Annotated in this window: 26 protein-coding genes; 13 read left to right on the top strand and 13 right to left on the bottom strand. The window is 70.1% G+C overall.

Annotated features, from left to right (window positions below; all coding sequences use genetic code 11):
* Positions 1-18: 18 nt before the first annotated feature.
* The 6 genes from MWN52_RS08835 (at position 19) to MWN52_RS08860 (ending at position 5,206) form a co-directional block, all read left to right on the top strand.
* The gene (locus MWN52_RS08835; RefSeq protein WP_286577710.1) at positions 19-1,242 is read left to right on the top strand and encodes an allantoate amidohydrolase; all 1,224 of its coding nucleotides are present in this window, start codon (positions 19-21) and stop codon (positions 1,240-1,242) included.
* Between the two features lie 37 nt (positions 1,243-1,279).
* Complete coding sequence (locus MWN52_RS08840; protein ID WP_286577711.1) at positions 1,280-2,473, top strand: pyridoxal-phosphate-dependent aminotransferase family protein; 1,194 nt, start codon at positions 1,280-1,282, stop codon at positions 2,471-2,473.
* Positions 2,470-2,868, top strand: coding sequence for an oxalurate catabolism protein HpxZ (hpxZ, locus tag MWN52_RS08845; RefSeq protein WP_130522418.1), 399 nt, complete (start codon positions 2,470-2,472; stop codon positions 2,866-2,868). Before MWN52_RS08840 ends, hpxZ begins: the two co-directional genes overlap by 4 nt.
* A complete protein-coding gene (locus MWN52_RS08850) occupies positions 2,865-4,286 on the top strand; it encodes an FAD/NAD(P)-binding protein (RefSeq protein ID WP_286577515.1) in 1,422 nt (473 codons plus the stop codon). The genes hpxZ and MWN52_RS08850 overlap by 4 nt, the downstream gene beginning before the upstream one ends.
* Positions 4,283-4,618 (top strand): hydroxyisourate hydrolase, encoded by a 336-nt coding sequence (gene uraH / locus MWN52_RS08855; RefSeq protein WP_286577517.1) that lies wholly within the window; start codon positions 4,283-4,285, stop codon positions 4,616-4,618. Before MWN52_RS08850 ends, uraH begins: the two co-directional genes overlap by 4 nt.
* A gap of 78 nt (positions 4,619-4,696) precedes the next feature.
* Positions 4,697-5,206, top strand: a complete 510-nt coding sequence (locus MWN52_RS08860) for a hypothetical protein (protein WP_286577518.1) — start codon at positions 4,697-4,699, stop codon at positions 5,204-5,206.
* 450 nt (positions 5,207-5,656) lie between these two features.
* Here MWN52_RS08860 and mtnC read toward each other — a convergent pair whose 3' ends face one another.
* From mtnC to MWN52_RS08885, 5 genes are all read right to left on the bottom strand, one after another.
* Positions 5,657-6,361 carry an acireductone synthase gene (mtnC, locus tag MWN52_RS08865; RefSeq protein WP_130522422.1) on the bottom strand — a complete coding sequence of 235 codons (705 nt, stop codon included), beginning with the start codon at positions 6,359-6,361 and terminating at the stop codon, positions 5,657-5,659.
* Entirely contained in the window at positions 6,361-6,918 is a 558-nt protein-coding gene (locus tag MWN52_RS08870) for a 1,2-dihydroxy-3-keto-5-methylthiopentene dioxygenase (RefSeq protein ID WP_131660004.1), read from the bottom strand. Before MWN52_RS08870 ends, mtnC begins: the two co-directional genes overlap by 1 nt.
* Positions 6,919-7,013: 95 nt before the next feature.
* Positions 7,014-7,655 (bottom strand): methylthioribulose 1-phosphate dehydratase, encoded by a 642-nt coding sequence (locus MWN52_RS08875; RefSeq protein ID WP_286577519.1) that lies wholly within the window; start codon positions 7,653-7,655, stop codon positions 7,014-7,016.
* Positions 7,656-7,691: 36 nt separating this feature from the next.
* Complete coding sequence (locus MWN52_RS08880) at positions 7,692-9,119, bottom strand: amino acid permease (RefSeq protein ID WP_130531249.1); 1,428 nt, start codon at positions 9,117-9,119, stop codon at positions 7,692-7,694.
* An 86-nt stretch (positions 9,120-9,205) separates the two neighbouring features.
* Complete coding sequence (locus MWN52_RS08885) at positions 9,206-10,723, bottom strand: amino acid permease (protein WP_130519742.1); 1,518 nt, start codon at positions 10,721-10,723, stop codon at positions 9,206-9,208.
* Between the two features lie 163 nt (positions 10,724-10,886).
* Here MWN52_RS08885 and MWN52_RS08890 point away from each other — a divergent pair, with 163 nt between their 5' ends.
* Positions 10,887-11,438 carry an NUDIX hydrolase gene (locus MWN52_RS08890; protein ID WP_286577520.1) on the top strand — a complete coding sequence of 184 codons (552 nt, stop codon included), beginning with the start codon at positions 10,887-10,889 and terminating at the stop codon, positions 11,436-11,438.
* A gap of 198 nt (positions 11,439-11,636) precedes the next feature.
* On the opposite strand, the gene serA is transcribed toward MWN52_RS08890, so the two are convergent.
* Complete coding sequence (serA, locus tag MWN52_RS08895) at positions 11,637-12,875, bottom strand: phosphoglycerate dehydrogenase (RefSeq protein ID WP_286577521.1); 1,239 nt, start codon at positions 12,873-12,875, stop codon at positions 11,637-11,639.
* Between the two features lie 142 nt (positions 12,876-13,017).
* Here serA and MWN52_RS08900 point away from each other — a divergent pair, with 142 nt between their 5' ends.
* The 3 genes from MWN52_RS08900 (at position 13,018) to MWN52_RS08910 (ending at position 16,675) form a co-directional block, all read left to right on the top strand.
* A complete protein-coding gene (locus MWN52_RS08900) occupies positions 13,018-14,406 on the top strand; it encodes an FAD-binding oxidoreductase (RefSeq protein WP_286577522.1) in 1,389 nt (462 codons plus the stop codon).
* A 95-nt stretch (positions 14,407-14,501) separates the two neighbouring features.
* A complete protein-coding gene (locus MWN52_RS08905; protein ID WP_130519749.1) occupies positions 14,502-14,813 on the top strand; it encodes a DUF2388 domain-containing protein in 312 nt (103 codons plus the stop codon).
* Complete coding sequence (locus tag MWN52_RS08910; RefSeq protein WP_345783511.1) at positions 14,810-16,675, top strand: DUF7844 domain-containing protein; 1,866 nt, start codon at positions 14,810-14,812, stop codon at positions 16,673-16,675. The genes MWN52_RS08905 and MWN52_RS08910 overlap by 4 nt, the downstream gene beginning before the upstream one ends.
* 42 nt (positions 16,676-16,717) lie before the next feature.
* Here MWN52_RS08910 and yeiP read toward each other — a convergent pair whose 3' ends face one another.
* From yeiP to MWN52_RS08925, 3 genes are all read right to left on the bottom strand, one after another.
* Positions 16,718-17,284: an elongation factor P-like protein YeiP gene (gene yeiP, locus MWN52_RS08915; RefSeq protein WP_130519751.1), complete on the bottom strand. Its 567-nt coding sequence runs from the start codon at positions 17,282-17,284 to the stop codon at positions 16,718-16,720.
* Between the two features lie 119 nt (positions 17,285-17,403).
* Positions 17,404-18,174: an SDR family NAD(P)-dependent oxidoreductase gene (locus MWN52_RS08920; protein ID WP_130522427.1), complete on the bottom strand. Its 771-nt coding sequence runs from the start codon at positions 18,172-18,174 to the stop codon at positions 17,404-17,406.
* Positions 18,175-18,255: 81 nt separating this feature from the next.
* Entirely contained in the window at positions 18,256-18,744 is a 489-nt protein-coding gene (locus MWN52_RS08925) for a GNAT family N-acetyltransferase (RefSeq protein WP_130519755.1), read from the bottom strand.
* Positions 18,745-18,884: 140 nt separating this feature from the next.
* On the opposite strand from MWN52_RS08925, the gene MWN52_RS08930 reads away from it, so the two are divergent.
* From MWN52_RS08930 to MWN52_RS08940, 3 genes are read left to right on the top strand one after another with little or no spacing between them, the layout of a single operon-like run.
* Positions 18,885-19,136: a FeoA family protein gene (locus MWN52_RS08930; protein ID WP_130519757.1), complete on the top strand. Its 252-nt coding sequence runs from the start codon at positions 18,885-18,887 to the stop codon at positions 19,134-19,136.
* The gene (gene feoB, locus MWN52_RS08935; protein ID WP_286577523.1) at positions 19,133-20,992 is read left to right on the top strand and encodes a ferrous iron transport protein B; all 1,860 of its coding nucleotides are present in this window, start codon (positions 19,133-19,135) and stop codon (positions 20,990-20,992) included. The genes MWN52_RS08930 and feoB overlap by 4 nt, the downstream gene beginning before the upstream one ends.
* Positions 20,992-21,249: a DUF6587 family protein gene (locus MWN52_RS08940; RefSeq protein ID WP_130519761.1), complete on the top strand. Its 258-nt coding sequence runs from the start codon at positions 20,992-20,994 to the stop codon at positions 21,247-21,249. The genes feoB and MWN52_RS08940 overlap by 1 nt, the downstream gene beginning before the upstream one ends.
* A gap of 43 nt (positions 21,250-21,292) precedes the next feature.
* On the opposite strand, the gene MWN52_RS08945 is transcribed toward MWN52_RS08940, so the two are convergent.
* The 4 genes from MWN52_RS08945 to MWN52_RS08960 form a co-directional block, all read right to left on the bottom strand.
* Positions 21,293-21,676, bottom strand: coding sequence for a hypothetical protein (locus MWN52_RS08945; protein WP_286577524.1), 384 nt, complete (start codon positions 21,674-21,676; stop codon positions 21,293-21,295).
* Positions 21,673-22,185, bottom strand: coding sequence for a bactofilin family protein (locus MWN52_RS08950; RefSeq protein ID WP_286577525.1), 513 nt, complete (start codon positions 22,183-22,185; stop codon positions 21,673-21,675). The genes MWN52_RS08945 and MWN52_RS08950 overlap by 4 nt, the downstream gene beginning before the upstream one ends.
* 792 nt (positions 22,186-22,977) lie before the next feature.
* Positions 22,978-23,352, bottom strand: coding sequence for a hypothetical protein (locus MWN52_RS08955; protein WP_130518719.1), 375 nt, complete (start codon positions 23,350-23,352; stop codon positions 22,978-22,980).
* 502 nt (positions 23,353-23,854) lie between these two features.
* Positions 23,855-24,205, bottom strand: a complete 351-nt coding sequence (locus MWN52_RS08960) for a hypothetical protein (protein ID WP_130518717.1) — start codon at positions 24,203-24,205, stop codon at positions 23,855-23,857.
* Between the last annotated feature and the right edge of the window lie 58 nt (positions 24,206-24,263).

Raw genomic sequence — 24,263 nt, forward strand, 5'->3', positions numbered from 1 at the left:
GCCGCCGGCGAGCGCGCCATCGCCCGCTGCGATGCGCTGGGCGTGGCGCCGTACAGCGATGCGGACAGCGGCCTGTATCGCGCCTGGCTCACGCCGGCGCATCGCGCCGCACAAGTGGCGGTGGCCGAGTGGATGGGCCAGGCCGGTATGGCCACGCGCCTGGACGCGGCCAGCAACCTGATCGGCCGTTACGAAGGCGCGCACCGCGACGCGCCGGCGCTGCTGATCGGCAGCCACCTGGACAGCGTGCGCGACGCCGGCCGCTACGACGGCCCGCTGGGCATCATGCTCGGCATCGAATGCGCGGCCGCGCTGCACGCGCGCGGCGAGCGCATGCCGTTCGCCATCGAGGTGATCGCCTTCGGCGACGAGGAAGGCTCGCGCTTTCCTGCTTCGATGTTCACCAGTCGCGCGGTGGCCGGCACCTTGGCGCCCGGCGCCCTCGACGGCGTGGTCGATGCGGCCGGCGTATCGGTGGCGCAGGCACTGGCCGGCTGGGGCCTGGCGGCGGCGCAGTTCCATCAGGCCGCGCGCCGCCCCGACGAGGTCATCGGCTACCTGGAAGCACATATCGAACAAGGCCCGGTGCTGGAGGCCGAGGGCCTGGCGCTGGGCGTGGTCACCGGCATCGCCGCGCAGCTGCGCTTCGAGGTCAGCGTGCGCGGGCGTGCCGGCCACGCCGGCACCAGCCCGATGCCACTGCGCGCCGATGCGCTCACCGCCGCCGCCGACTGCGTGCTGGCGGTCGAGGCCGTCGCCCGCGAGGCGGCGAGCGACCTGGTCGCCACCGTGGGCCGCATGCAGGTGCTGCCGGGCGCGACCAATGTGATTCCCGGCCGGGTGAGCTTCTCGCTGGATGTGCGCGCCGGCGACAACGCGCGGCGCGATGCCGGTGCGGCGCAGATCCTGCGCCGCTTCGAGGCCATCGCCGCCGCGCGCGGCGTGCAGGTCGAGGCCGTGCAGGTGCAGGACCTGGCCGCCAGCCCGTGCGATATGCACCTGGTCGAACTGCTGGCCCAGGCCGTGGAAACGCAGGACATCGCGCCGCGCCGGCTGGTCTCCGGCGCCGGCCACGATGCGATGGTGATGCGTGCGCTGTGCCCGACGGCGATGCTGTTCGTGCGCTGCGACGGCGGCATCTCGCACAACCCGGCCGAGCGCGCCAGCGCGGCCGACGCCGGCCTGGCTGTGGCGGCCATGCTGGATTTCATCGAACGTTTGGGAGCGATACGTGGCAATTGAAGTCTTTGGCGAGATCGATCCGCCGCAGCGCCTGTTGATGGGACCGGGCCCGGTCAATGCGCATCCGCGCGTGCTGCGCGCCATGTCGGCCGACCTGCTGGGGCAGTTCGATCCGGAAATGACCGCCTACATGAACGAGGTCATGGCGCTGTACCGCCCGATCTTCGGCACCGATAATCGGTGGACCTTCCTGGTCGACGGCACCGCGCGCGCCGGCATCGAGGCCGCGCTGGTGTCGCTGGTGGCGCCGGGCGACACGGTGCTGGTGGTCAACTTCGGCCGCTTCGGCCTGCTGCTGACCGAGATCCTCGGCCGCATCGGCGCCAGGATCGAAACGGTCGAGGCCCCGTGGGGCCAGGTGGTGTCGCTGGACGCCATCGAGGACGCGCTCAAGCGCGTGCGCCCGACGCTGGTGGCGACCATCCACGGCGACACCTCCACCACCATGGCCCAGCCGCTGGAAGGCTTCGGCGCGCTGTGCCGCCGCTACGGCGCGCTGTCGTACGTGGATGCCACGGCCACCATCGGCGGCATGGAGCTGGCCGCCGACCGCTGGCAGGTGGACATCGTCACCGGCGGGCTGCAGAAGTGCCTGGGCGGGCCGTCGGGTTCGGCGCCGATCACCGTCTCCGAGGCGGCGGCCGAGCGCATCTTCGCCCGCCGCCATGTCGAGCGCGGCATCGCGCGCGAGGACATCGACGATGGCGACGGCCCGCGCATCGGTTCCAACTACTTCGACCTGGCCATGGTCATGGACTACTGGTCGGACAAGCGCCTGAACCACCACACCGAAGCGACCACCATGCTCTACGGCGCCCGCGAATGCGCGCGCATCGCGCTGCAGGAAGGCCTGGCGCGACGCTATGCACGCCACCACGCCGCCGGCCGCGCCGTGACCGCTGGCGCGCGCGCGCTGGGGCTGGAGGTGTTCGGCGACGACGCGCACCGCATGAGCAACGTCACCGGCCTGGTGATCCCCGCCGGCGTCGATGGCGAGGCGGTGCGCCGCGCCATGCGCGAGGACTTCGAGATCGAGATCGGCACCGCCTTCGGCCCGCTGCAGGGCAAGGTCTGGCGCATCGGCGCGATGGGCTACAACGCGGCCAAGCACAAGGTGCTGATCACGCTGGGCGCGCTGGAGACCGTGCTGCGCCTGCAGGGCTTCGCCTGTACGCCCGGCGCCGCCATCGACGCCGCGCTTGCGGCGTGGAATGCGGAAGTGGCGGCATGAGCGCAGGCGGCGAGCCGACGCTCAACGACCCGGCCGTGGTGGCCGAGGTGCGCGCGGCCTTCGAGGCCTACGAACGGGCGCTGATGGCCGACGACATCGCCACGCTCGATCGCCTGTTCCATGCCGCGCCCAGCACCGTGCGCTACGGCGTGGGCGAGGTGCTGTACGGCATCGAGGAAATCCGCGCGTTCCGCATCGGCCGCGGCGGCTCGCCGCAGCGCCGGCTGGGACGGGTGGAGATCGCCACCTTCGGCGCCGACTTCGCCACCGCCAATGCCGAGTTCTTCCGCGAAGGCGCCGCCCGGCGCGGCCGCCAGAGCCAGAGCTGGGTGCGCTTCGCCGACGGCTGGAAGGTCGTCGCGGCGCATGTCTCGCTGGAGGGCACGCACGCGTGAGTCTGGCCGATCTGGAAACCCGCGTGGCCCACGACCTGGCCTGCCTGGACCACGGCAAGCCGGACTGGACGCGGCCGCGCACGCACGACCAGGGCCATGTCTTCGATGTGGTGATCGTCGGCGGCGGGCAGAGCGGGCTGGGCGCCGCCTTCGCGCTGCTGCGCGAGCGGGTCTCCAACCTGCTGGTGATCGACGAATGCCCGGAAGGGCGCGAGGGGCCGTGGCTCAGCTATGCGCGCATGGTCACGCTGCGCACGCCCAAGCAGATCACCTCGATCGACTTGGGGCTCCCCTCGCTGACCTTCCGCGCCTGGTGGGAGGCTCAGCACGGCGCGGCAGGCTGGGAGGCGCTGGACAAGATCCCGCGCGAGGATTGGATGGCCTACCTGCGCTGGTACCGCGGCGTGCTGCGCCTGCCGGTGCGCAATAACACGCGCCTGGCCCTGCTCGAACCTCTGCCGGAGCAGGGCCTGCACCGCCTGCACCTGCACGATGGCGGCACGCTGCTGGCGCGCAAGGTGATCCTGGCCACCGGCATCCAGGGCGGCGGCCAGTGGGTGGTGCCCAAGTTCGTCTCCGACCACCTGCCGCCCACGCGCTATGCGCACACCTCCGGGCCGCTGGACTACGCCGCGCTGGCCGGCAAGCGCATCGCCATCCTCGGCGGCGGCGCGTCGGCGTTCGACAACGCGCAGTACGCGCTGCAGCGCGGGGTGCGCGAGGCGCATGTGTTCGTGCGTCGCGCGCAGCTGCCGCGGGTCAATCCGATCCGGCACATGGAGCAGGCCGGCATCATCGCGCGCTTCCCGGCGCTGCCCGATGCCGACAAGTACGCGCTGATGGCCAGCTTCTTCGCCCGCAACCAGCCGCCCACCAACGACACCTTCGCCCGCGCGGTGGCCATGCCGGGCTTCCACCTGCATCTGGGCGCGCCGTGGCTGTCGGTAGCCGAGCGCGATGGCCAGGCGGTGATAACCACGCCGCAGGGCACGCAGGCCTTCGATTTTCTCGCCATCGCCACCGGCCTGGTGACCGATCCGGACCTGCGCCCCGAGCTGGCCGCGCTGGCACCGGCCATCGCGCGCTGGCGCGATCGCTACGTGCCGCCGGCCGGTGCCGCCAATGCGCTGCTCGACGCGCATCCCTACCTGGGCCCGGGCTTCGAACTGCAGCCGCGCACGGACGAGGACGCGGCCAGGCTGCACGGCCTGTTCGCATTCAACTACTCGGCGCTGATCAACCTGGGGCTGTCGGCCGCCGCGCTATCGGGCCTGAAGTACGCACTGCCGCGCCTGGCGCAGGCGGTGGCCAATCAGCTCTTCGTCGACGACCGCGCCGCGGTGGTGCGCGACTTCCTGGCCTTCGACGAGGAGGAGTTCACCGGCCAGTGGCCGCTGCCGCAGGAGTCCGCCGCATGACCACGCTTTCCACCCACGTGCTGGACACCAGCCGCGGCGGCCCGGCCGCCGGCGTGGCGGTGCAGCTGTTCGACGCCGACGGCGCGCTGCGCTGGCAGGGCGTCACCGATGCCGACGGGCGCTGCCCGACGCTGCGCGAACAGGCGCTGGAAGCCGGGCGCTACCGGCTGGTGTTCGCGATGGCGGCGTACTTCCGCGCGGCCGGTGTGGCGCTGCCGGAGCCGCCGTTCCTGGACGTGATTCCGCTGGACTTCGGCATCGCGGGGCAGGGGCATTACCACGTGCCGCTGCTGATCTCGCCGTTCGGCTATTCGACCTATCGCGGCAGCTGACAGGCGCGACGCGGCTACACTGACTGCCCGCGTCCGGCGTTGCGCACGGCGCTTTGCCCGTTCGCTTCCGGTCTACGCATGCCCAGCCTGCACGAGGTCTCCCCGCTGATCGCCTGGATGGTCTCGGCCATGGGGCTGCTGGCCGCGGCGCTGCTGGTCTGGTTCGGTCTGCGCTGGCGGCGCGGCCGCCGCACCTGGGGCCTGCCGCTGATCGCCGCGCTGCTGGTGCTGGCCGCATCGCTTGCCCTGAAGCTGGCCTCGCGCGCCGCGCAGGACAAGGCCGAGCGGGCGCAGGCCATGGCTCGCCCGCTGTCGCCGCAGGAGCAGGCGGTGTGGAGCATCGTGCAGACCCGCTGCCAGGCCTGCCATTCCGACCACGCCACGATCATGCCCTGGGCCGCCTACGGCCTGAGCCTGGACGACATGGGCGATGTCGAGCGCAACGCCGCCGCCATCCAGCTTCAGGTGGTCCAACTGCAGGCCATGCCGATGCGCAACACCACGCAGATGACGCCGCAGGAGCGCGAGGTCATCGCGCGCTGGTACGCCGAGCGCGCGACGTCAGCGCACGGCACAAAAGGTGACTAAGCCCGAACACGTCATTCCCGCGAACGCGGGAATCCAGTGATGCTCGCCCAAAGCGCCAGAGGCGCTGGATTCCCGCGTTCGCGGGAACGACGGTACGAGGATTGCCGCGGTCTTCAGCAACCCACGATTCCGCGTCCAATCCCCCGCAGCGAAGAGCACCCCCTCCGCTCCAATCCCGATTCCCGATTCCCGATTCCCGATTCCCGAATCCCGAATCCCGAATCCCGAATCCCGAATCCCGAATCCCGAATCCCGAATCCCGAATCCCAAAAACACCAAACGCCCCAAACGGGGCGTCCTGAAACGGTCGGCTGGCTGGCGAAAGCGGGCGGGCGGTGACCGGTGCACGTCGTCGCTGGCGGGAGCGGGCTGACGGCGCGGACGGAAGTCTAGCCAGCGCGCGAAAGTGATGGCGAAATGCGAATCGTTCTTGAAAAGCGCGGGGCCCGCTCAGGCCGCCGGCTCGATCTGCGCGAACGAGGTCACCCGCGGATGCCCGTTGCAGGCGGCCGCATCGCGCGGGGTCGGATAGTCCTCCAGCCGGTCCAGCAGCACGGTCTGCAGGCCGGCCTCGCGCGCGGCGTCCAGCTCGGCCACCACGTCGGACAGGAACAGCACCTCGCGCGGTGCCACGCCGATGCGCTCGACGATGCGCGCATAGCTGTCGCGCTCGCGCTTGCCGCCGATCTCGGTATCGAACCAGCCCGACACCAGCGGCGTCAGGTCGCCGGCATCGCTATGGCCGAAGAACAGCTTCTGCGCCGGCACCGAGCCGGACGAATAGACGTACAGCGCCAGGCCCTCGCCATACCAGTCCTGCAGCGCCTGGGCCGCGTCCGGATACATGTGCGCGGTGAAGTCCGCATCGCGGTAGCCGGCCTCCCAGACCATGCCCTGCAGCGCCTTGAGCGCGGTGTGCTTGCGGTCGGCGTCGATCCAGTCCTGCAGCACCGCCACGCGCGCGGCATCGTCCTGCGCCTGCGGCGCATCCGCGCTGACCGCATCCAGCCAGCGGCGCACGTCCGGGTCGTCGCCGTGGGCGGCGACGAAGCCCGGCAGCGCACGTCGCGCATACGGAAACAGCACGTCCTTGACAAAGGAAATGCTGCTGGTCGTGCCCTCGATATCGGTGAGCACCGCCTGCACAACGCCCATCAGGAAGCCCGCTCCGGGGTGTAGCGCGGGAAGCTGGCGGCGATGGTCTCGCCGGTGAAGTGGCCGACCCAGCCGTCCGGCTCGGTGAAGAAGCGGATCGCCACGAAGCTGGGCGACTCGCCCATGTCGAACCAGTGCCTGGTCCCGTCCGGCACGGCGATCAGGTCGTCCTTGACGCACTCGATCTCGTAGACCTTGTCGTCCACATGCAGGGTGAACAATCCCGAGCCGGCGACGAAGAAGCGCACCTCGTCCTCCTTGTGGAAGTGCTCGTCCAGGAACTTGGTGCGCATCTCGGCACGCGCCGGGTGATCGGGCGCGATGCTGACCACGTCCACCGACTTGAAGCCGCGCTCGGCGACCAGGCGGTCGATGTCGGCGCGATAGGCGTCCATCACCGCCTCGGGCGAGGCGCCGGGCTCGATCGGCTTGGAGGCCTGCCAACGCTCGAACAGCACCCCGATCTTCTCGAGCTCGGTGGCGATGAAATCCGGGTCGTAGCTGGCGAACAGCGGCGTGGACGGATCGGCGTGGTCGAAGATGCGAAGACGGCTCATGGCGGGCTCCTGGCAGGGGGGGCGAAGGCCGGGCGGAAAAGGGTAGCAGCGGCGGCGAGGGGCAGCGTCGCCGCCATGCAACGCAGCAGTGCGATTCAGCCGCGCGCGCCGAGCTTGCGCAGCTCCAGCTCGCAGTGGAACAGGAACTCGAACGCCTCCAGGTGGCGGCGCGCCTCGGCCATGGTGCGGCCCCAGGCGTACAGGCCGTGGCCGTCGATCAGATAGCCCCACAGCGGGCCCTGGTCCAGCAGCGCATCCACCTGCGCGGCCAGCACGGTCATGTCCTGGGTGTTGGGCAGCACCGGCACGTCGATGGCCATCTCGTGGGTGCTGTTGCCGTGGAAGGCCTTGAGCAGCTCGTAGCCTTCCAGGCGGATATGGCCGGCGCCGGCGTACAGGCGCGAGGCGATGGTCTGCACCAGCGAGTGGGTGTGCAGCACGCAGCCCACCTCCGGGAAGCGCCGGTAGAGCTGGGTGTGCAGCAGGGTCTCGGCCGAGGGACGCTTGTCGGTGGCCACCGGCCGGCCGTCGAGGTCCACGACCATGATGTGCTCGCGGCCCATGCGGCCCTTGTCAGCGCCGGAGACGGTGATCGCGGCATGGCGATCGTCCAGGCGCTCGGAGAAGTTGCTGCTGGTGGCCGGGGTCCAGCCCAGGCGCGCCAGCTCGGCCACGTTGGCGGTGATGTCGTCGGCCAGCACGGCCAGGCGCGCGGCATCGAAGGGGAGGCTGTTCATGCCGCCATTTTACCGCGCCGGCTTGACCGATCGACGTCAGCCCTGGCCGCGCAGCCGACTGTGGCGGAACCCGTAGGCGGCGTAGATGACGAAGCCGATCACCGTCCAGATCACCATCAGCATCCAGTTGTGCGCGGTCATGGTCGACAGCAACAGCAGGCAGCTGCCGATGCCGGCCAGGCAGATCGCCCAGGCGAAGGGGATGCGGAACGGGCGCGGCAGCTGGGGCTGGGTGCGGCGCAGGATCAGCACGCCGGCGCAGACCGAGGCGAAGGCGATCAGCGTGCCCATCGAGGTCAGCTCGCCGAGCACGTCCAGCGGGAACACCGCCGCCAGCACCGCGATGCCGATGCCGGTGATCACCGTGTTGATGTGCGGGGTGCGGTACTTGGGATGGATGCGGGTGAACACCGTCGGCAGCAGGCCGTCGCGGGCCATGATCATGAAGATGCGCGGCTGGCCGATGATCATCACCAGCACCACCGAGGACAGGCCGATCAGCGCGCCGATCTCCACCACCAGGCGCAGCCAGCCCAGCTCGGGATGCGCGGCCACGGCGGTGACCACCGGCTCGTCGGTGCCGAGCATGGAATAAGGCACCAGGCCGGTCATGACCGCGGCCATGGCGATGTAGAGCACGGTGCAGATCACCAGCGAGGCGAGCATGCCCACCGGCAGGTCGCGCTGCGGCTTGGTCGATTCCTGCGCGGCCACCGACACCGCCTCGAAACCGATGTAGGCGAAGAACACGATCGCCGCCCCGCGCACCACGCCGTCCCAGCCGAACTTGCCCGGGCCCTGCGCCTCGGGGATGAAGGGATGCCAGTTGGCCGGGTCCACGTACTTCCAGCCGGCGAAGATGACCAGCAGGATCAGACAGGTCTTCAGCACCACCATGGCCATGTTCATGGCCGAGGACTTGCGGATGCCGACATAGCACAGCCAGGTCAGCAGCAGCACGATGGCCGCGGCCGGCAGGTTGGCGATGGCGCCGGTGGGCTGCAGCTTGCCGTCCAGCGGTGCGCTGACCAGCGCCGCCGGCAGATGGATGCCGAACTGGTCGAGCAGGCTGAGGAAATAGCCGGTCCAGCTCACCGCCACGGCCGAGGCCGACACGCCGTATTCGAGCACCAGCATCCAGCCGATGAACCAGGCCGCCGCCTCGCCCAGCGTGGCGTAGGTGTAGGTATAGGCCGAGCCGGACACCGGCACCATCGCGGCGAACTCGGCATAGGCCAGCGCGCAGAAGGTGCAGCACAGCGCGGCCAGCACGAAGGACAGCATGATCGCCGGCCCAGCATGCTGCGCGGCGGCCTGGCCGGTGATGACGAAGATGCCGCCGCCGATGACCGCGCCGATGCCCAGCGCGGTCAGGCCCCACGGTCCCAGCGTGCGATGCAGCTGCAGGTCCTGCGCATCCTGGGTGAGCTGGCCGGGATGTTTGATGCGGAGCAGCTGCTTCATTGAGGGATCCGGTGCGGGGAGTGGAAGAAACAACGGCCGTCTAGCGGCCGTTGTCGGGGTGCGTCGTACGAAGCGGCGCGATCTGCTTAGTGCTGCTCGTTGCCAGGCGCCAGATGGCTGCGCTTGCGGCTGTAGAGCGTGTAGATGATCAGGCCCAGCACCGCCCAGCCGGCGAACACGCCCTTGGCGACCATGCTCAGGTTGACGAACAGCAGCAGACAGCCGGCCACCGCCAGCGGGCACACGACCCAGGCGAACGGCGTGCGGAACGGGCGCGGACGGTCGGGCTGCTGCTTGCGCAGCACCAGCACGCCGATGGACACCATGGCGAAGGCCAGCAGGGTGCCGGAGTTGGAGGTGTCGGCCAGCTTGCCCACCGGGAACAGCGCACCGCAGAAGGCCACCACCAGGCCGGTGGCCAGGGTGATCACGTGCGGGGTGTGGAAGCGCGGATGCACGCGCGAGAGACGCTCGGGCAGCAGGCCATCGCGCGACATGGTGAAGAAGATGCGGGTCTGGCCGAACATCATCATCAGGATCACCGACGGCAGCGCCAGGATGGCGGCCACGCCGATCCAGTTGCCCAGGTTCGGCCAGCCGATCAGGCGCAGCACGTGGGCCAGCGGCTCATGGCTGCAGACCAGCGCCTCGGAGCCCTTGCAGGCCGCGGCGAAGGCCTGGCTGCCCGGCTCCAGCGGCACGCCGTCCGGGCCCATGATCGGCTGCGCGCCGACCGCGCCGACCGCGGCATAGCCCACCAGCAGATAGAAGATGGTGCACACCGCCAGCGAGGCGATCAGGCCGATGGGGATGTTGCGGTTGGGGTTCTTGGTCTCCTCGGCCGCGGTGGAGATCGCATCGAAGCCCACGTAGGCGAAGAAGATCGACGCGGCCGCGCCGAGCACGCCGATGCCGCCCAGCGGGCTGCCCCAGCCACCGGGCAGGAACGGGGTGAAGTTGGCCGTGTGCGAGGTCGCCACCGGCAGCGCCATGACGATGAACAGGGTCAGCGCGATGATCTTGATCGCGACCAGCACCGAGTTGACCTTGGCGCTCTTGGAGGTGCCGATCACCAGCAGCCAGGTCACCAGCAGCGCGATGCCGAAGGCCAGGATGTTAAAGCTGCCGCCGGCGAACAAGCCGGTCTGCAGCGCGGGTGGCAGCGCCAGCGCGCCGGGCTGTACCAGTCCGAACAGCGTCGTGTTGGCGAGCAGGCCGTTCATGTAGCCCGACCAGCCCACGGTCACCACCGCAGCGCCGATGCCGTATTCCAGGCCCAGCGCCCAGCCCACGATCCAGGCGATCAGCTCGCCCAGCACGCCGTAGGTGTAGGTGTAGGCCGAGCCGGAGACCGGCACCATCGAGGCCAGTTCGGAATAGGCCAGCGCGGCCAGGCCGCAGACCACCGCGGCGATCACGAAGGCGATCATCATGCCCGGGCCGGCCTTCTGGCCCGCTTCGGCGGTCAGCACGAAGATGCCGGTACCGATCACCGCGCCGATGCCCAGCATGGTCAGCTGGAAGGCACCGAGCTGGCGCGTCAGCGCTTTCTTCTCGGCGGTTTCAAGAATCTTGTCGAGCGGCTTGACGCGCCAGAACAGCATCGCGGAATTCCCCAGGGTCGGTAAAGGCGAAAGGGATCCGCTGCCCCCTTGGCGCGCGGATGGGATCGCCGAACCTTACCCGGCATACTGTCCGTTGCACAAGTTACCTTGTGCCCTTGCCGCGGCCCGACCGGTCGCCGGCCCGGGCATGGGGCGAGGTCCTATGTCCGACGATTCCCGCGCCGCGCTGACGGCGCAACTTCAGGCTTACCAGGCACGCTGGCCGGCTGAACACGAGGCGGTCGCCAACTTCCTGGCGCTGCTCTCGCACCCGGACGCGTTCGTGCGGGCGCGGCTGGAGTCCCATTTCACGGCCTCGGCCTGGCTGGTCAGCGGCGATGGTGCGCGCGCGGCGCTGATGCACCACGCCAAGCTGCGGCGCTGGCTGCAGCCCGGCGGCCATGCCGACGGCGACGAGGCGCTGCCGGCGGTCGCGCTGAAGGAGGCGCAGGAGGAGACCGGCCTGACCGACCTGGCTGTGGACGCGGCGGCGATCTTCGATCTGGATCGTCACTGGATCCCCGAGCGTGGCGAGGTGCCGGGGCACTGGCACTTCGACGTGCGCTACGTGGTGCGCGCCCTGGGCAGCGAGGCCTTCGTCGGCAACGAGGAATCCCTGGCCCTGGCCTGGCGGCCAATCGCCGAGGTCGCCGCCGATCCGGACCCTTCGCTCAGCCGCATGGCGCGCAAGTGGCTGGCCTCAGCCGCCAACTGACCGCGCCTTGATTTTTGTGGGAGCAACTGTCTCCCAGATCAGGCCGCGGTCCGTTGTAGAGCGGAGCTTGCTCCGCTGCTCTTCGTTCGGTTCGTGGGGGGAAGGCCCCAGCGGAGCAAGCTCCGCTCTACAGGTGGAAGCCGCCCTTGTGGCCTTTTTGGCCATTGGCGGCTCCCACACATCAGGTTTCGTCGAGGATCAGTACAGCACCCGCACCCGCAGCGTGCCCTCGATCGCGGCCATCGCGTCCTTCAGCACCGCCGCCTGTTCCTCCGAGGCGGTGACATCGATCACCACATAGCCGACCTGCGGGTCGGTGCGCAGGAACTGGCCGTCGATGTTGACGCCCTGGTTGCGGAACACGTCGTTGATCTGCGACAACACGCCCGGCACGTTGCGGTGAATGTGCAGGATGCGGCGGCTGCCTTCGTGGCCGGGCAGGGTGACCTCGGGGAAGTTCACCGCCGACAGGGTGCTGCCGTTGTCGCTGTAGCGCACCAGCTTGGCGGCCACCTCGACGCCGATGTTGTCCTGCGCCTCCAGCGTGCTGCCACCCACGTGCGGGGTCAGGATCACCTGGTCCAGGCCGGCCAGCGGCGAGACGAAGGCATCGCCATTGCCCTTGGGCTCGACCGGGAACACGTCCACCGCCGCGCCGCCGACCTGGCCGGCGCGCAGCGCCTCGGCCAGCGCGTCGATATCCACCACCGTGCCGCGCGAGGCGTTGATCAGGTGCGCGCCGCGCTTCATGCCGGCGATCTGCGCCGGGCCGAACATGTCCTTGGTGGCCGGCGTTTCCGGCACGTGCAGGGTCACCACGTCGGCGCGTTCCAGCAGGTCCTCCAGGCTCAGCGCCGGGGCGGCATTGCCCAGCGAGAGCTTGGTCTCGATGTCGTGGAAGATGACCTTCATCCCCATCGCCTCGGCCAGCACGCCGACCTGGGTGCCGATATGGCCGTAGCCGACGATGCCCAGGGTCTTGCCGCGCACCTCGTGGCTGCCCGCGGCCGACTTGGACCAGCCGCCGCGATGGCATTCGGCCGACTTCTGCGGGATGCCGCGCATCAGCATGATCGCCTGGGCGATCACCAGCTCGGCCACGCTGCGGGTGTTGGAGTAGGGCGCGTTGAACACCGGGATGCCGGCCAGCTCGGCCGCCTCCACGTCGACCTGGTTGGTGCCGATGCAGAAGCAGCCCACCGCGATCAGGCGCCGCGCGTGGCCGAGCACCTCTGCGCTCAGCTGCGTGCGCGAGCGGATGCCGATGATGTGGGCCTCGGCGATGCAGGCCTTCAGCTCGTCCTCGGGCAGCGACTTGGAGTGGAGCTCGATCTGGCTGTAGCCGGCCGCCTTGAAGGTCTCCACCGCGGTCTGGCTGACGCCCTCCAGCAGCAATACGCGGATGTCTTCCTTCGGGAACGAGGTCTTCTTCGACATGGGGGCAGCGGGTGGGGAGCGAAGCGGGGCGCCACTATGCCAGATTGGGCCCGGGCCACGCCGTCGCGCCATCTGGACGTGGCGTTGCAGGGCTGGCACGCTGGCGCACCCTTGAAAACAAGCCGTTTCGCGCGCAACCGTCATGACCGATTCCCTGCTTGATTCGCTGCGCGTAGCGGTGCCCGACCTGCGCCTGAAGACCGACGCCGGCGACCTGGAACACTACGGCCGCGACTGGACCCGGCGCTGGACGCCCAACCCCCTGGCCATCGCCCTGCCGGGCAGCGTCGAGGAAGTGCAGGCGGTGATGCGCTGGGCCGCGCAGCGCCAGGTCCGGGTGGTGCCCTCGGGCGGCCGCACCGGCCTGTCCGGCGGCGCGGTGGCGGCCGATGGCGAGCTGGTCCTGAGCCTTGAGCGCATGAACAAGGCGCTGGCCTTCGATCGCGTCGACCGCACCCTGACCGTGCAGGCCGGCATGCCGCTGGAAGCCGTGCACAACGCCGCGCGCGAGCACGGGCTGGAGTATCCGGTGGACTTCGCCGCGCGCGGTTCGTGCTCGATCGGCGGCAACATCGCCACCAACGCCGGCGGCATCCGCGTGATCCGCTACGGCAACACCCGCGAATGGATCGCCGGGCTGAAGGTGGTCACCGCGCAGGGCGAGCTGCTCGATCTCAACCGCGCGCTGGTCAAGAACTCCTCCGGCTACGACCTGCGCCAGCTGATGATCGGCTCGGAAGGCACGCTGGGCATCGTGGTCGAGGCGACGCTGCGCCTGACCGATCCGCCGCCGCCGACCAATGTGATGCTGTTGGCGCTGACCAGCTTCGAGGGGCTGATGGAGGTATTCGCCGCGTTCCGCGAACGGCTGCGGCTGGAGGCCTTCGAGTTCTTCACCGACATCGCGCTCAGGCACGTGCTGGCGCATGGCGCGGTCAAGCCGTTCGAAGAGGTCTATCCGTATTACGTGGTGACCGAGTTCGCCGTGGGCGACGAGGACAGCGAGGCGGCGGCGATGGCGGCCTTCGAGGCCTGCATGGAGGCCGGCTGGGTCGCCGATGGCGTCATCAGCCAGTCCGACGCGCAGGCCCAGCAGCTGTGGCGCCTGCGCGAGGGGATCACCGAGTCGCTAGCGCCCTACGTGCCGTACAAGAACGATGTGTCGGTGCGGATCTCGCAGATGCCGGCCTTCCTGGAGCAGACCCAGGCGCTGCTGGGCCAGGCCTATCCACATTTCGAGGTGGTGTGGTTCGGCCATATCGGCGACGGCAACCTGCACATCAACGTGCTCAAGCCCGAGCAGATGGCGCAAACGGACTTCGTGCGCGACTGCGAGCAGGTGACCAAACTGCTGGCGCAGGCGCTGAAGGCCCATGGCGGCAGCATCTCGGCCGAGCACGGCATCGGCCTGGTCAAGAAGCCCTATCTGGACAGCACGCGCGGGCCGGCCGAGATCGCGCTGATGCGCGGCATCCGCAAGGCGCTCGACCCGCAGGGCCTGCTGAACCCGGGCAAGCTGTTCGATCCCTAAGCGCCTGCGGATCGGTGGTCCGCCCGGCCGCGGCTGCGGTAGCCTTGCGCATCGCGGGCGCCATCGGCGCCCCGTTCAATGCGTGGAGTGGATCGATGCGTCAGTGGATCGTAGTGGGCCTGCTGCTGGGAATGGCCGCGCCGGCCTGGGCGATGAGTTCGGCGGCCGGTGCCGCCGGCGGCACCTCGAGCGCGGGCAGCGCCGGGTCTTCGGCGTCCTCGGACAGCTCTTCAGACAACGACAAGCTGGTGCTCGATGCGCGGGTGGACGCGGCCAGCTTCGTGGCCAGCGACGGCGCGATCCGCGGCGCTCGCCTGGAGGCGGCCCTGCGAAGCCTGCGCGAACGCGACGCTGACGCGCGTCAGCGTTCCGACCTGCAGCTGGCGCAGGCGATCCTGGCCCTGTGAACCCGCCTGACCGGCCGCCGCGTTCGCGGTGGCTGGGCGCTCGGCTGCTGGTGTTCTGCCTGCTCGGATGCGGCCTGCCGCAGATCGCGCAGGCGGCGTTGCAGCTGCAGCTGGATACTGCCGCGCTGGATGCCGACGAGCGGTCGGCATCGCAGGCCTTGTTCGATGACGTGCAGGCGCGCCTGCCGGCCGCCTGGCGCCAGGCGCTGGACACCGTGCCGGTGCAGTGGCGCGACGACCTGCCCGCGGCTGTGCATGGGCGTGCGACCGGCGCCGGCCAGGTGCTGCTGCCACGCAGCTTGTTGTACGACTGGATGCGGGCCAGCGACGAGGCCGCGCGTACGCCGGCGCGCGCCGCCCTGGTCCACGAACTGGCGCACCTGCTGGATCGCAGCGCGGCCGGCGGCTTCTCGCGCGATCCGCGCCTGCTCGATCTGGCCGGCTGGCAGATCGGCAGCTGGCCGCGCCTGAAGCTGCGCCTGCGCCATAACGCGTTCACCGACCGCACGCCCGATGCGTACGAGCTGTTCTCGCCGCAGGAATACGTGGCGGTCAATCTGGAGCATCGGATCCTCGATGCCGACTACGCCTGCCGCCGCCCGCTGCTGGACGCGTATTTCGCCCAGCGGCTGGGCTCGACGCCGCAGGCCGGCCGCGACTGCGCGCCGGGCGTCGCGTTCTTCGAGGACCGGCCGGCAGTGCCGCTGCTGGTGCTGGACCCCGAACGGGTCTACGCCGTTGACTACCTGCTGGCCGACGGCAACGACGCGCCGATGAGCCGCTGGGGCCACAGCATGCTGCGCCTGGTGATCTGCGCGCCGGGCCGGCCGCGCGGGCCGGACTGCCGGCTGGACCTGCAGTACCAGCGCGTGCTCTCGTTCCGCGCCTTCATCGACGATGTGCAGATCTCGAGCTGGGGCGGCCTGACCGGGCGCTATCCCTCGCGCCTGTACCTGCTGCCCATGCTGCAGGTGATCGACGACTACACCCAGGGCCAGCTGCGCGGCCTGCGCTCGGTGCCGCTGACGCTGTCGCGCGCGCAGATCGCCGCGCTGCTGCAGCGCGCCGCGCAGGTGCATTGGAGCTACGACGGCGGCTACCGCTTCGCCTCCAACAACTGCGCGTTCGAGACCTACAAGCTGCTGCGCGACGGCGTGCCCGCGCTGGATGCGGGCGGGCAGCTGTCGGGCATCACGCCCAACGGCCTGCTGCGCCGCCTTGAACAGGCGCGCATCGCCGATGGCCAGGCGCTGGCTGACCTGGAGCAGGCCGGCCGCGCCGGCTATTACTTTGCACCGGCCAGCGCGCAATACCAGGCGATGCTGGACATCGCCCGCGCGCGCCTGGGGCTGCCCGCGCAGTCGGTCGAGGACTGGCTGTCGCAGCCGCCGCAGCGGCGTACGCCATGGATCGAACGCGCGGACCTGCGCGCCAGCGCCGCACTGCTGGTGCTGGAACAGGCCGCGCGCCGTCGCCAGGACCTGCTGGCACGCGATGCGCTCAAGCGTCGCTTCCTGCACGGGGGAGGCGATGCCGACCTGGATGCCGGCCGCACCCGCCTGCGCGAGCTCCTGGAGCACGAGGGGCTGTTCGCCCAGCCCGCGCTGCTGCTGCAGGGCCAGCCCGGCTACGGCCTGCCGCAACAGGCCGAGCGCGACTTCCTGCAGGCCAAGGGCAGCGCGTTGCTCGGCCGGCAGCACGCCGCGCGCGATACGCTGGAACATGACGCGCACCTGCTGTTGCCGCAGGACCTGCGCGATCAGATCGACGGTACGCAGGCCAATCTGGCCGCGCTGGGCGAGCGCCTGCGCAGGCTCCAGCGCGACACTGGCGTGCCCAGCCTGCGCGGGCTCGCGCCCTGAGGCGTCGCGCCGGCACGCTCGCGGGCGCCGGCGCGGCGAGGATCAGTCCGCCCGACCGCCGAACTCGCCGGTGGTGGTGTTGATCAGGATGCGCTCGCCGGTGGTGATGTACTCGGGCACCATGATCTCGATGCCGGTGGACAGCTTGGCCGGCTTGGGACGCTTGGTCGCGGTGCCGCCCTTGAGCTCGGGCGGGGTCTCGATGACTTCCAGCGTGACGTGCTGCGGCAGCTGCAGCGCCACCGGCTGCTCGTCGATCACCTGCACATAGCAGCCGGTCAGGCCGTCGGTGATGTAGCCGGCGTCGTCGCCCAGCACGTCCGCGTCCAGGGTGTAGGGAGTGTAGTCCTCGTCGTCGAGGAACACGAAGGCCTCGCCGTCTTTGTAGGAGAAGGTGGCCTGGCGGCGCAGCAGTTCGACCTCGCTCAGGTTGTCGTCGGCATCGAAGCTGGCGTCGAGCTTGTTGCCGCCCGGCACGCTGTACATGATGAAACGGAAGCGCACGTTGCCGCCGCGGCCCTGCGGCGAGGAGCGCTCGATGTCGCGGATCTGGTAGACGCCGTTGTTGTATTCGACGACGTTGCCCTTCTTGATGTCACCAGCTTTCATGGATCGAAGACCTGATTGAAGAAATGAGTGTGGGAGGAGGGGGAGCGTTGAGCGGCGAGGCGTGAGCGAAGGCGGGCGCGTTGCAGCGGCTTTCCGCGCGCGCCTGGCTCACGCCCGCCTTACTTGGGGGCCAGGCGCGTGGCGCCATCCAGGCGGATGGTCTCGCCGTTTAGGTAGCGCGCCTGCAGGATGTAGGCGACGGTGTCGGCGTATTCGGCCGGCTGGCCCAGGCGCGAAGGGAAGGGGATGGACGCGGCCAGCGACTGCTGCACCGCCTCGGGCATGCCGTCGACCATCGGCGTCCAGAACACGCCCGGCGCGATGGTCACCACGCGCACGCCGAAACGCGCCAGTTCGCGCGCCATCGGCAGGGTCATGCCGACCACGCCGGCCTTGGACGCGGCGTAGGCCGCCTGGCCGATCTGGCCTTCGTAGGCGGCCACGCTGGCGGTGTTGACGATCACCCCGCGCTCGCCGTCCTCGCCGGGCGCGTTGTCCTGCATCGCCTCGGCGGCGGCCTTGGCCACGTTGAAACTGCCCACCAGGTTGACCAGCACCGTGTTGCGGAAGGTGGACAGCGCCATCGGCCCGTCCTTGCCCAGTACGCGGCCGGCGCCGAGGATGCCGGCGCAGTTGACCGCCACGTTCAGCCCGCCCAGGAAGGCGCGCGCCTCGGCGATGCTGGCCGACACCACGCCTTCGTCGGTGACGTCGGTGCGCAGATAGCGCGCGTTGGCCCGGCCCAGCGCCTGCACGGCCGCCTCGCCCTTTTCGTCGTTGACGTCCAGCAGGACCACCTTGCCGCCGGCGGCGACCAGGCGCTGGGCGGTGGCCAGGCCAAGGCCGGACACGCCGCCGGTGATCACGGCGCGGGATTCGGACAGCTGCATGCAAGGCTCCTGCGGAACGCGTAAAGGCGACAAGTCTAATGGCATGCGCCGGCGCGCCCTTCCGCGGCGCGGCAGCGCCGCTCAAAGCGCGAGCGCGTACCAGCGGTCGCAGCCGCCGTGGCCGGTGGCGCCCAGCGGGGCGGGCAGCGGGGTGAAGCCGCTCTTCTCGTACAGGCGCATGGCCGCCTCCATGCTGCGCAGGGTCTCGATATAGCACTGGCTGAAGCCGAAGCCACGCGCGGCCTCCAGGCATTGGCGCATCATCGCCGCGCCGGCGCCCAGCCCGCGCGCCTGGGGCAGGAAGTACATCTTGCGCAGCTCGCAGGTCCCGGCCGGGCCGCCCTCCAGCGGTGCCACGCCGCCGCCGCCCAGCACCTGGCCGTCCACCTCGACCACGAAGTAGGCGCTGCACGGCTGCGCATAGGCGCGGCTGAGCCAGTCCACCTCCGGATCGTTGATCGCAAAGCCCGGCCCGCAGGCCCCGAAGTCCGGCATGACGGCGCGGATGATCGCCGCCATCGCGGCGTCATCGGTGGGCTGGATGGGCCGGATCAGGAACGGTGCGGACATCGGCGGTGAACGCGCTGGGTGAGGGGTGCGCATCGTACGCCGGGCTGGCCCGCAGCGTCCTGTCCGGTGACCCGACAGACAGCCTCACGTCTTGATCACGGTGGTACTATTGAGAACTGTTTTCATTTGAGCCCGCTCGCGTGATGTTGTCCGATCTGCCCCAGCGCACCCAGGCCATCGTCGATTCGGTCGAAGACCGCGGCCCCAACGACACCATCGCCCGGCGTCTGCGCGAGCTGGGCTTCGTCGCCGGCGAGCAGGTGGAGATCGTGGCGCAGGGGCCGATCGGCGCCGATCCGCTGCTGGTGCAGGTGGGCTTCACCCGCTTCGCGCTGCGCCGGACCGAGGCCGCGCGCGTGCGCCTGCGCGTCGAGCGCGGAGCGGGGGCATGAACACGGCCACCGCGCCGCAGCGCCTGGCGCTGATCGGCAACCCCAACTGCGGCAAGACCGCGTTGTTCAACCTGCTGACCGGCAGCCGGCAGAAGGTGGCCAACTACGCCGGCGTGACCGTCGAGCGCAAGGAAGGCCGCTTCACCGGCGTCAACGGCCAGACCTATGCGCTGCTGGACCTGCCCGGTGCCTACAGCCTCAACGCCGCCAGCCTGGACGAGGCGATCACCCGCGACCTGTGCCGCGGCTTCCTGCCCGGCGAGCCGCGTCCGGACGCGCTGGTGTGCGTGGTCGATGCGACCAATCTGCGCCTCAACCTGCGCTTCGTGCTGGAAGTGCTGCGCCTGGGCCTGCCGGTGATCCTGGCGATCAACATGGCCGACGCCGCGCGCCGGCGCGGCATCCAGATCGACCTGGACGTGCTGCAGCGCGAGCTGGGCATCCCGGTGGTGGAGACCGTGGCGGTCAAGTCCAACGGCGCGCGGGCGCTGCTGGAGCAGATCGACCGGATGGCCGCCCAGCCGCAGCTGCCCAGCCACGTGCTGCCCGAGGACGCCGACCTGCACGCCGAGACGCGCCGCCTGCTGTCGCTGGCGGTGAGCATGCCCACCCGCACCGCGCGCGTGGACGACACGCTGGACCGCTGGCTGCTGCATCCGGTGTTCGGGCTGCTGGCGCTGGCGGTGGTGATGTTCCTGATCTTCCAGGCGGTCTATGCCTGGGCCGCGCCGCTGATGGACGCCATCGATGCCGGCACCGCCTGGCTGGGCGAATGGGTCGGCGGCGCGCTGCCGGAAGGGCCGCTCAACAGCCTGCTCACCGACGGCATCATCGCCGGCCTGGGCGGGGTGATCGTGTTCCTGCCGCAGATCCTGATCCTGTTCGCCTTCATCCTGGCGCTGGAGGAATCCGGCTACCTGCCGCGCGCGGCCTTCCTGCTGGACCGGCTGATGTCCAAGGCCGGCCTGTCCGGACGCTCGTTCATTCCCTTGCTGTCCTCCTTCGCCTGCGCCATCCCCGGGATCATGGCGACGCGCTCGATCCAGGATCCGCGCGATCGCCTGGCCACCATCCTGGTGGCGCCGCTGATGACCTGCTCGGCGCGTCTGCCGGTGTACGCGCTGCTGATCGGCGCCTTCATCCCGCAGCGTCAGGTCGGCGGCGTGTTCAACCTGCAGGGGCTGGTGCTGTTCGGCCTGTACGTGGCGGCGATCGTCAGCGCGCTGGTGGTGTCCTGGGTGATGAAGCGCTGGCGCCGCGACAAGAGCGAGCACCCGCTGCTGCTGGAGCTGCCGTCCTACCGCATCCCGCACCTGCGCGATCTGGCCCTGGGCCTGTACGAGCGCGCGATGATCTTCCTCAAGCGCGTGGGCGGCATCATCCTGGCCCTCACCGTGCTGCTGTGGTTCCTGCTGTCCTTCCCCGGCGCGCCGGCCGATGCCACGCTGCCGCCGATCGACTACAGCTTCGCCGGGCGCATCGGCCATGCGCTGAGCTATGTGTTCGCCCCATTGGGCTTCAACTGGCAGATCTGCATCGCGCTGATCCCGGGCCTGGCCGCGCGCGAGGTCGCCGTGTCCTCGCTGGCCACCGTCTATGCGCTGTCGGCCGGCGACGACGATGCCAAGGCGCAGGCGCTGGCGCCGCTGATCCACGACGGCTGGTCGCTGGCCACCGCGCTGTCGCTGCTGGTCTGGTACATCTACGCGCCCATGTGCCTGTCCACGCTGGCCACCATCAAGCGCGAGACCAATTCGTGGAAGCGCATGGCGGTGTCGGCCGGTTATCTGTTCGCGCTGGCCTACATCGCCTCGCTGCTGACCTACCAGGTCGCGGTCATGCTGGGGGCGGGCTGATGGCACCGGCGCTGGCGCTGCAGTACCTGGTGATCGCGCTGGCCGTGCTGGTCAGCGCCTGGGTCGTGGCGCACAAGCAGTTCCCCAACGCCACCCGGCGCGCGCGCACCGCGCTGGCCTTGCCGCTGCTGCGGGACGGGCGCCCGCCGTGGATGCAGCGGCTGGGCAGGGCGCTGGCGCCGCCGGCCAGGGCGGTCGATGCCGCCTGCGGCGGCTGCAGCAGCTGCGGGCCGCAGAAGCCGGCCACGCGCAAGTAAGGCTTGGCCGCACGCCTCGCGCGTGCAGCCGGATGCAACACCTTCAGGACAGGCGGCGCTTCCCGCGCGGCGCCTGGCCGCCGCTGTGCGGGAACATCTCCACCGCCAGCGAAAAGGTGCGCTGTTCGCCCGGTCGCAGGGCGCCGACGCCGACCACGTGGCGGTCGATCTCGCGGCCCTGTTCGTCGCTGATCACCATCACCGCGGTGTATTCGTAGGCCGTGGCGGCGTCGGCCGGATGGTTGACGGTGCCCTGGACCATCAGCGGCACCACGCGTTGCACCTCGCGCCGGGCCGCGGTGGCCGAGTCGTCGAAGCGCAGGTGATGCTTGCACGACGGGCACACGGCCGCGGTCTCCAGGATCATCGCCTTGCAATGCGGGCAGGCGCGGGTGGCGCCTGCCGTGCCGGGGCGCTGGGTGCTCACGCCGCGTCGTGCTGCTTCTCGCTGCCGTCCCAGCCGAAGTCGGCCTGGCCGCGCATGCGGGCGCCGGCGGCCACGGTCATCGTGCCGCACTTGACGTCGCCGGTCAGGGCGCCGGAGGCCAGCAGTTCGACGTGCTTGGCCGCCTCGATATTGCCTTCCAGCTCGCCGGCGATGGTGATCTTGCTGGCCTTGACGCCGCCGGACAGCTTGGCGCCGTGTTCGATGGTCAGGTCGCCCTGCACATTGACATCGCCCTTGAAGCGGCCGGCGATGCGCACGTGACCGCTGCCCTCGATCTTGCCCTCGATGGTCAGGTCCGAGGCGATCAGCGATTCCTTGCGTTCGCGGCCGGCCGACTGGGCGGTGGACGCCGAGGCGGGGCTCGGGGCGCTGGTCAGCGGGGTGGGCGCGACGGGCTCGGCGCTGGCCGCCGGCGGCGGGGACGGCTCGATGACCGGGGCCGGCGGGGCGTCCTTCTTGCTGGACAGCGGATCTTTCCACATGGACATGTCGCAGGGTCTCCTGTCGGGGGAAACGCGACTATCGCGGCTTGCGCCGCACAGGCGCTGTGACTGGTCTCACCAAACCGCCCGTCGGACGGCCGTGCCGGAGCGTTGCATGTCCTGGGTGTTGGGGCAAATGCAAGGAGCGGGGGCAGGTTCGTCAGCGACTCACAAGCCATTCGGAAACTGCGGGTGGGCCGCTTCCAGGTCGACTCGGCCCGCTGGGACGTAGCAAGAGGAAGCCGTTCTTCCGATTGGAGGATTGCGGTGGTCGAGCGTGCGGCTTCGGTTTGGGCAGCGGTCCGGCGGGCGGTGGCCGCTTCTCCCTCAATCAGGGCATCCTGCCCTGATTCGGGCGCTCGGCGTCCTGCCTCGCTAGGCGCGGCCACCGCCCGCCGGCCCGCTGCTGCGCGTGTCACGTCAGAGGGCTTCGGGTCGAAAGTCGAAAGGAGGCCTGATCCGCTGTGGGCCTCGATCTGGCGGGCCAGGCGGAGAGCGGGCCAGGACAGCGCACACATAGAATGCCGCCCCTTCCCCGTGGGAGCCGCCATGGCGGCGATGGGGCTTTCCCGATAGAGCCTCATCGCCGCCATGGCGGCTCCCACCGGAGCATGAGGCGGTGGGAACCTCCATCAGAGCGCTGATCCTAGATGGCGGACCTAGCCGAGAGGAGCCGCGCCTAGCGGCCTGAGGCTAGTAGGCGAAACGGCTTTCACCGGCTCGGCACGTCGGCGAGCAACCAAAGAAAGAGGCCCGCTCGCGCGGGCCTTTTCCGGTACTGCAGCGTGCGGAAGCGGCTTACTTCTTGGAAGCCTCGCGCGCGTCCTTGGAGACCTCGGCCGCCTTGTCGGCGGTGGCGTTGGCGCCTTCGGACACGGCGGCGGCGGCGTCGGCCGCAGCGGCCTGCGTCGCGTTCTCGGCCTTCTCGGCGGCGTTGCTGGCCGCGGCCGCGGCATTGTCGGCGGCAACGGCGGCCTTGTCGGCAGCGGCGTCGGTGGCGGCGGCGGCCTTGTCGGCGGCGTTGTCGGCCGCGGCAGCAGCCTTGTCCGCGGCAGCCGAGGCATCGGCCGCGGCGCTGTCGGCGGTGGCGGCGGCGCGGTCCTGGGTCTGCTGCGAGCAGGCGCCCAGCGCCAGGACGGAAGCGATCAGCACGATGTTGAACTTGTTGGTCATGGCGTTCCCCTCAACGAAAGAAGATGGATGGTGTGGCGCGAAGTCTGCGGGTGTCACGGACACCGGCATTCACGACGCGGCGAGCCTACGAAGGCGCATGTCAACGCCATGTAGGGCCGTTCCTTACAAAAATGTTCTTTTTCTTGATCGAAGGATCCTGGCGCTCGGGATTGATGGGTCGGAGGGGCGGCGATACGGGGCGCGGTGTCGGCCTTTCCTTCGATCAACGCACCTTGGCAATGACTTGAAGCGCGGTGTATCGCGTCACTCGTCGTGGTCGCCGACCGCTGCGCCGTTGCCTGGCGTGTCGAGCCAGTCGGCTTGATGTCGAAAGCAGTCCTGATCGATCAGCGCAGAACCTCGACCAGGCTGGGGACAGGCCGCTGCGAGGTACGTTCACCGCTTTGCCCCGCAATCCCATCGAGCACAAAAAAAGAGCGCCGGTTGCCCGGCGGTCTTCTCGAATCCGATTGCCGATGGCGAACCATCGGCAAAGCGCGGATTACTTCTTCTCGGCGTCCTGACCGGCGGACTTCGCAGCGTCAGCGGCGTCCTGCGCGGTGTCCTTGGCAGCCTCGGCGGCGTCGGCAGCAGCGTCGGCAGCCTTGTCCGTGGTCGCGGCGCCAGCGTTGGCGGCAGCGTCAGCGGCGGTGTTGGCGGCGGTCGCGGCGGTGTCGGCAGCAGCCTGGGCAGCGTCGGCGGTCGGGGTCGAAGCGGCGGTGTCGGCGGCAGCCTGGGCCTCGGTGGCAGCCTGCTGCGCGTCGGTGGCGGCGTCGGCAGCCTGTTCCGGCTTCGAGCAAGCAGCCAGGGCCAGGCCCATTGCCAGCGCGATCAGCGTCTTGTTGATGCTCATTGGTAAATCCTCGTCGATTAGTTTGGCAACGCGCAGTTGCGCGCCGGGCGACATCATG

This window comes from Pseudoxanthomonas winnipegensis, from assembly GCF_030322905.1.
GTDB lineage: Bacteria > Pseudomonadota > Gammaproteobacteria > Xanthomonadales > Xanthomonadaceae > Pseudoxanthomonas_A > Pseudoxanthomonas_A winnipegensis.

Excerpts from the sequence above, each read along its gene's own strand:
- MWN52_RS08840 (WP_286577711.1), top strand. The coding sequence starts at position 1,280 with ATGGGACCGGGCCCGGTCAATGCGCATCCGCGCGTGCTGCGCGCCATG.
- hpxZ (WP_130522418.1), top strand. The coding sequence starts at position 2,470 with ATGAGCGCAGGCGGCGAGCCGACGCTCAACGACCCGGCCGTGGTGGCC.
- uraH (WP_286577517.1), top strand. The coding sequence starts at position 4,283 with ATGACCACGCTTTCCACCCACGTGCTGGACACCAGCCGCGGCGGCCCG.
- MWN52_RS08860 (WP_286577518.1), top strand. The coding sequence starts at position 4,697 with ATGCCCAGCCTGCACGAGGTCTCCCCGCTGATCGCCTGGATGGTCTCG.
- mtnC (WP_130522422.1), bottom strand. The coding sequence starts at position 6,361 with ATGGGCGTTGTGCAGGCGGTGCTCACCGATATCGAGGGCACGACCAGC.
- MWN52_RS08870 (WP_131660004.1), bottom strand. The coding sequence starts at position 6,918 with ATGAGCCGTCTTCGCATCTTCGACCACGCCGATCCGTCCACGCCGCTG.
- MWN52_RS08875 (WP_286577519.1), bottom strand. The coding sequence starts at position 7,655 with ATGAACAGCCTCCCCTTCGATGCCGCGCGCCTGGCCGTGCTGGCCGAC.
- MWN52_RS08880 (WP_130531249.1), bottom strand. The coding sequence starts at position 9,119 with ATGAAGCAGCTGCTCCGCATCAAACATCCCGGCCAGCTCACCCAGGAT.
- MWN52_RS08885 (WP_130519742.1), bottom strand. The coding sequence starts at position 10,723 with ATGCTGTTCTGGCGCGTCAAGCCGCTCGACAAGATTCTTGAAACCGCC.
- MWN52_RS08890 (WP_286577520.1), top strand. The coding sequence starts at position 10,887 with ATGTCCGACGATTCCCGCGCCGCGCTGACGGCGCAACTTCAGGCTTAC.
- serA (WP_286577521.1), bottom strand. The coding sequence starts at position 12,875 with ATGTCGAAGAAGACCTCGTTCCCGAAGGAAGACATCCGCGTATTGCTG.
- MWN52_RS08900 (WP_286577522.1), top strand. The coding sequence starts at position 13,018 with ATGACCGATTCCCTGCTTGATTCGCTGCGCGTAGCGGTGCCCGACCTG.
- MWN52_RS08905 (WP_130519749.1), top strand. The coding sequence starts at position 14,502 with ATGCGTCAGTGGATCGTAGTGGGCCTGCTGCTGGGAATGGCCGCGCCG.
- yeiP (WP_130519751.1), bottom strand. The coding sequence starts at position 17,284 with ATGAAAGCTGGTGACATCAAGAAGGGCAACGTCGTCGAATACAACAAC.
- MWN52_RS08920 (WP_130522427.1), bottom strand. The coding sequence starts at position 18,174 with ATGCAGCTGTCCGAATCCCGCGCCGTGATCACCGGCGGCGTGTCCGGC.
- MWN52_RS08925 (WP_130519755.1), bottom strand. The coding sequence starts at position 18,744 with ATGTCCGCACCGTTCCTGATCCGGCCCATCCAGCCCACCGATGACGCC.
- feoB (WP_286577523.1), top strand. The coding sequence starts at position 19,133 with ATGAACACGGCCACCGCGCCGCAGCGCCTGGCGCTGATCGGCAACCCC.
- MWN52_RS08940 (WP_130519761.1), top strand. The coding sequence starts at position 20,992 with ATGGCACCGGCGCTGGCGCTGCAGTACCTGGTGATCGCGCTGGCCGTG.
- MWN52_RS08950 (WP_286577525.1), bottom strand. The coding sequence starts at position 22,185 with ATGTCCATGTGGAAAGATCCGCTGTCCAGCAAGAAGGACGCCCCGCCG.
- MWN52_RS08955 (WP_130518719.1), bottom strand. The coding sequence starts at position 23,352 with ATGACCAACAAGTTCAACATCGTGCTGATCGCTTCCGTCCTGGCGCTG.
- MWN52_RS08960 (WP_130518717.1), bottom strand. The coding sequence starts at position 24,205 with ATGAGCATCAACAAGACGCTGATCGCGCTGGCAATGGGCCTGGCCCTG.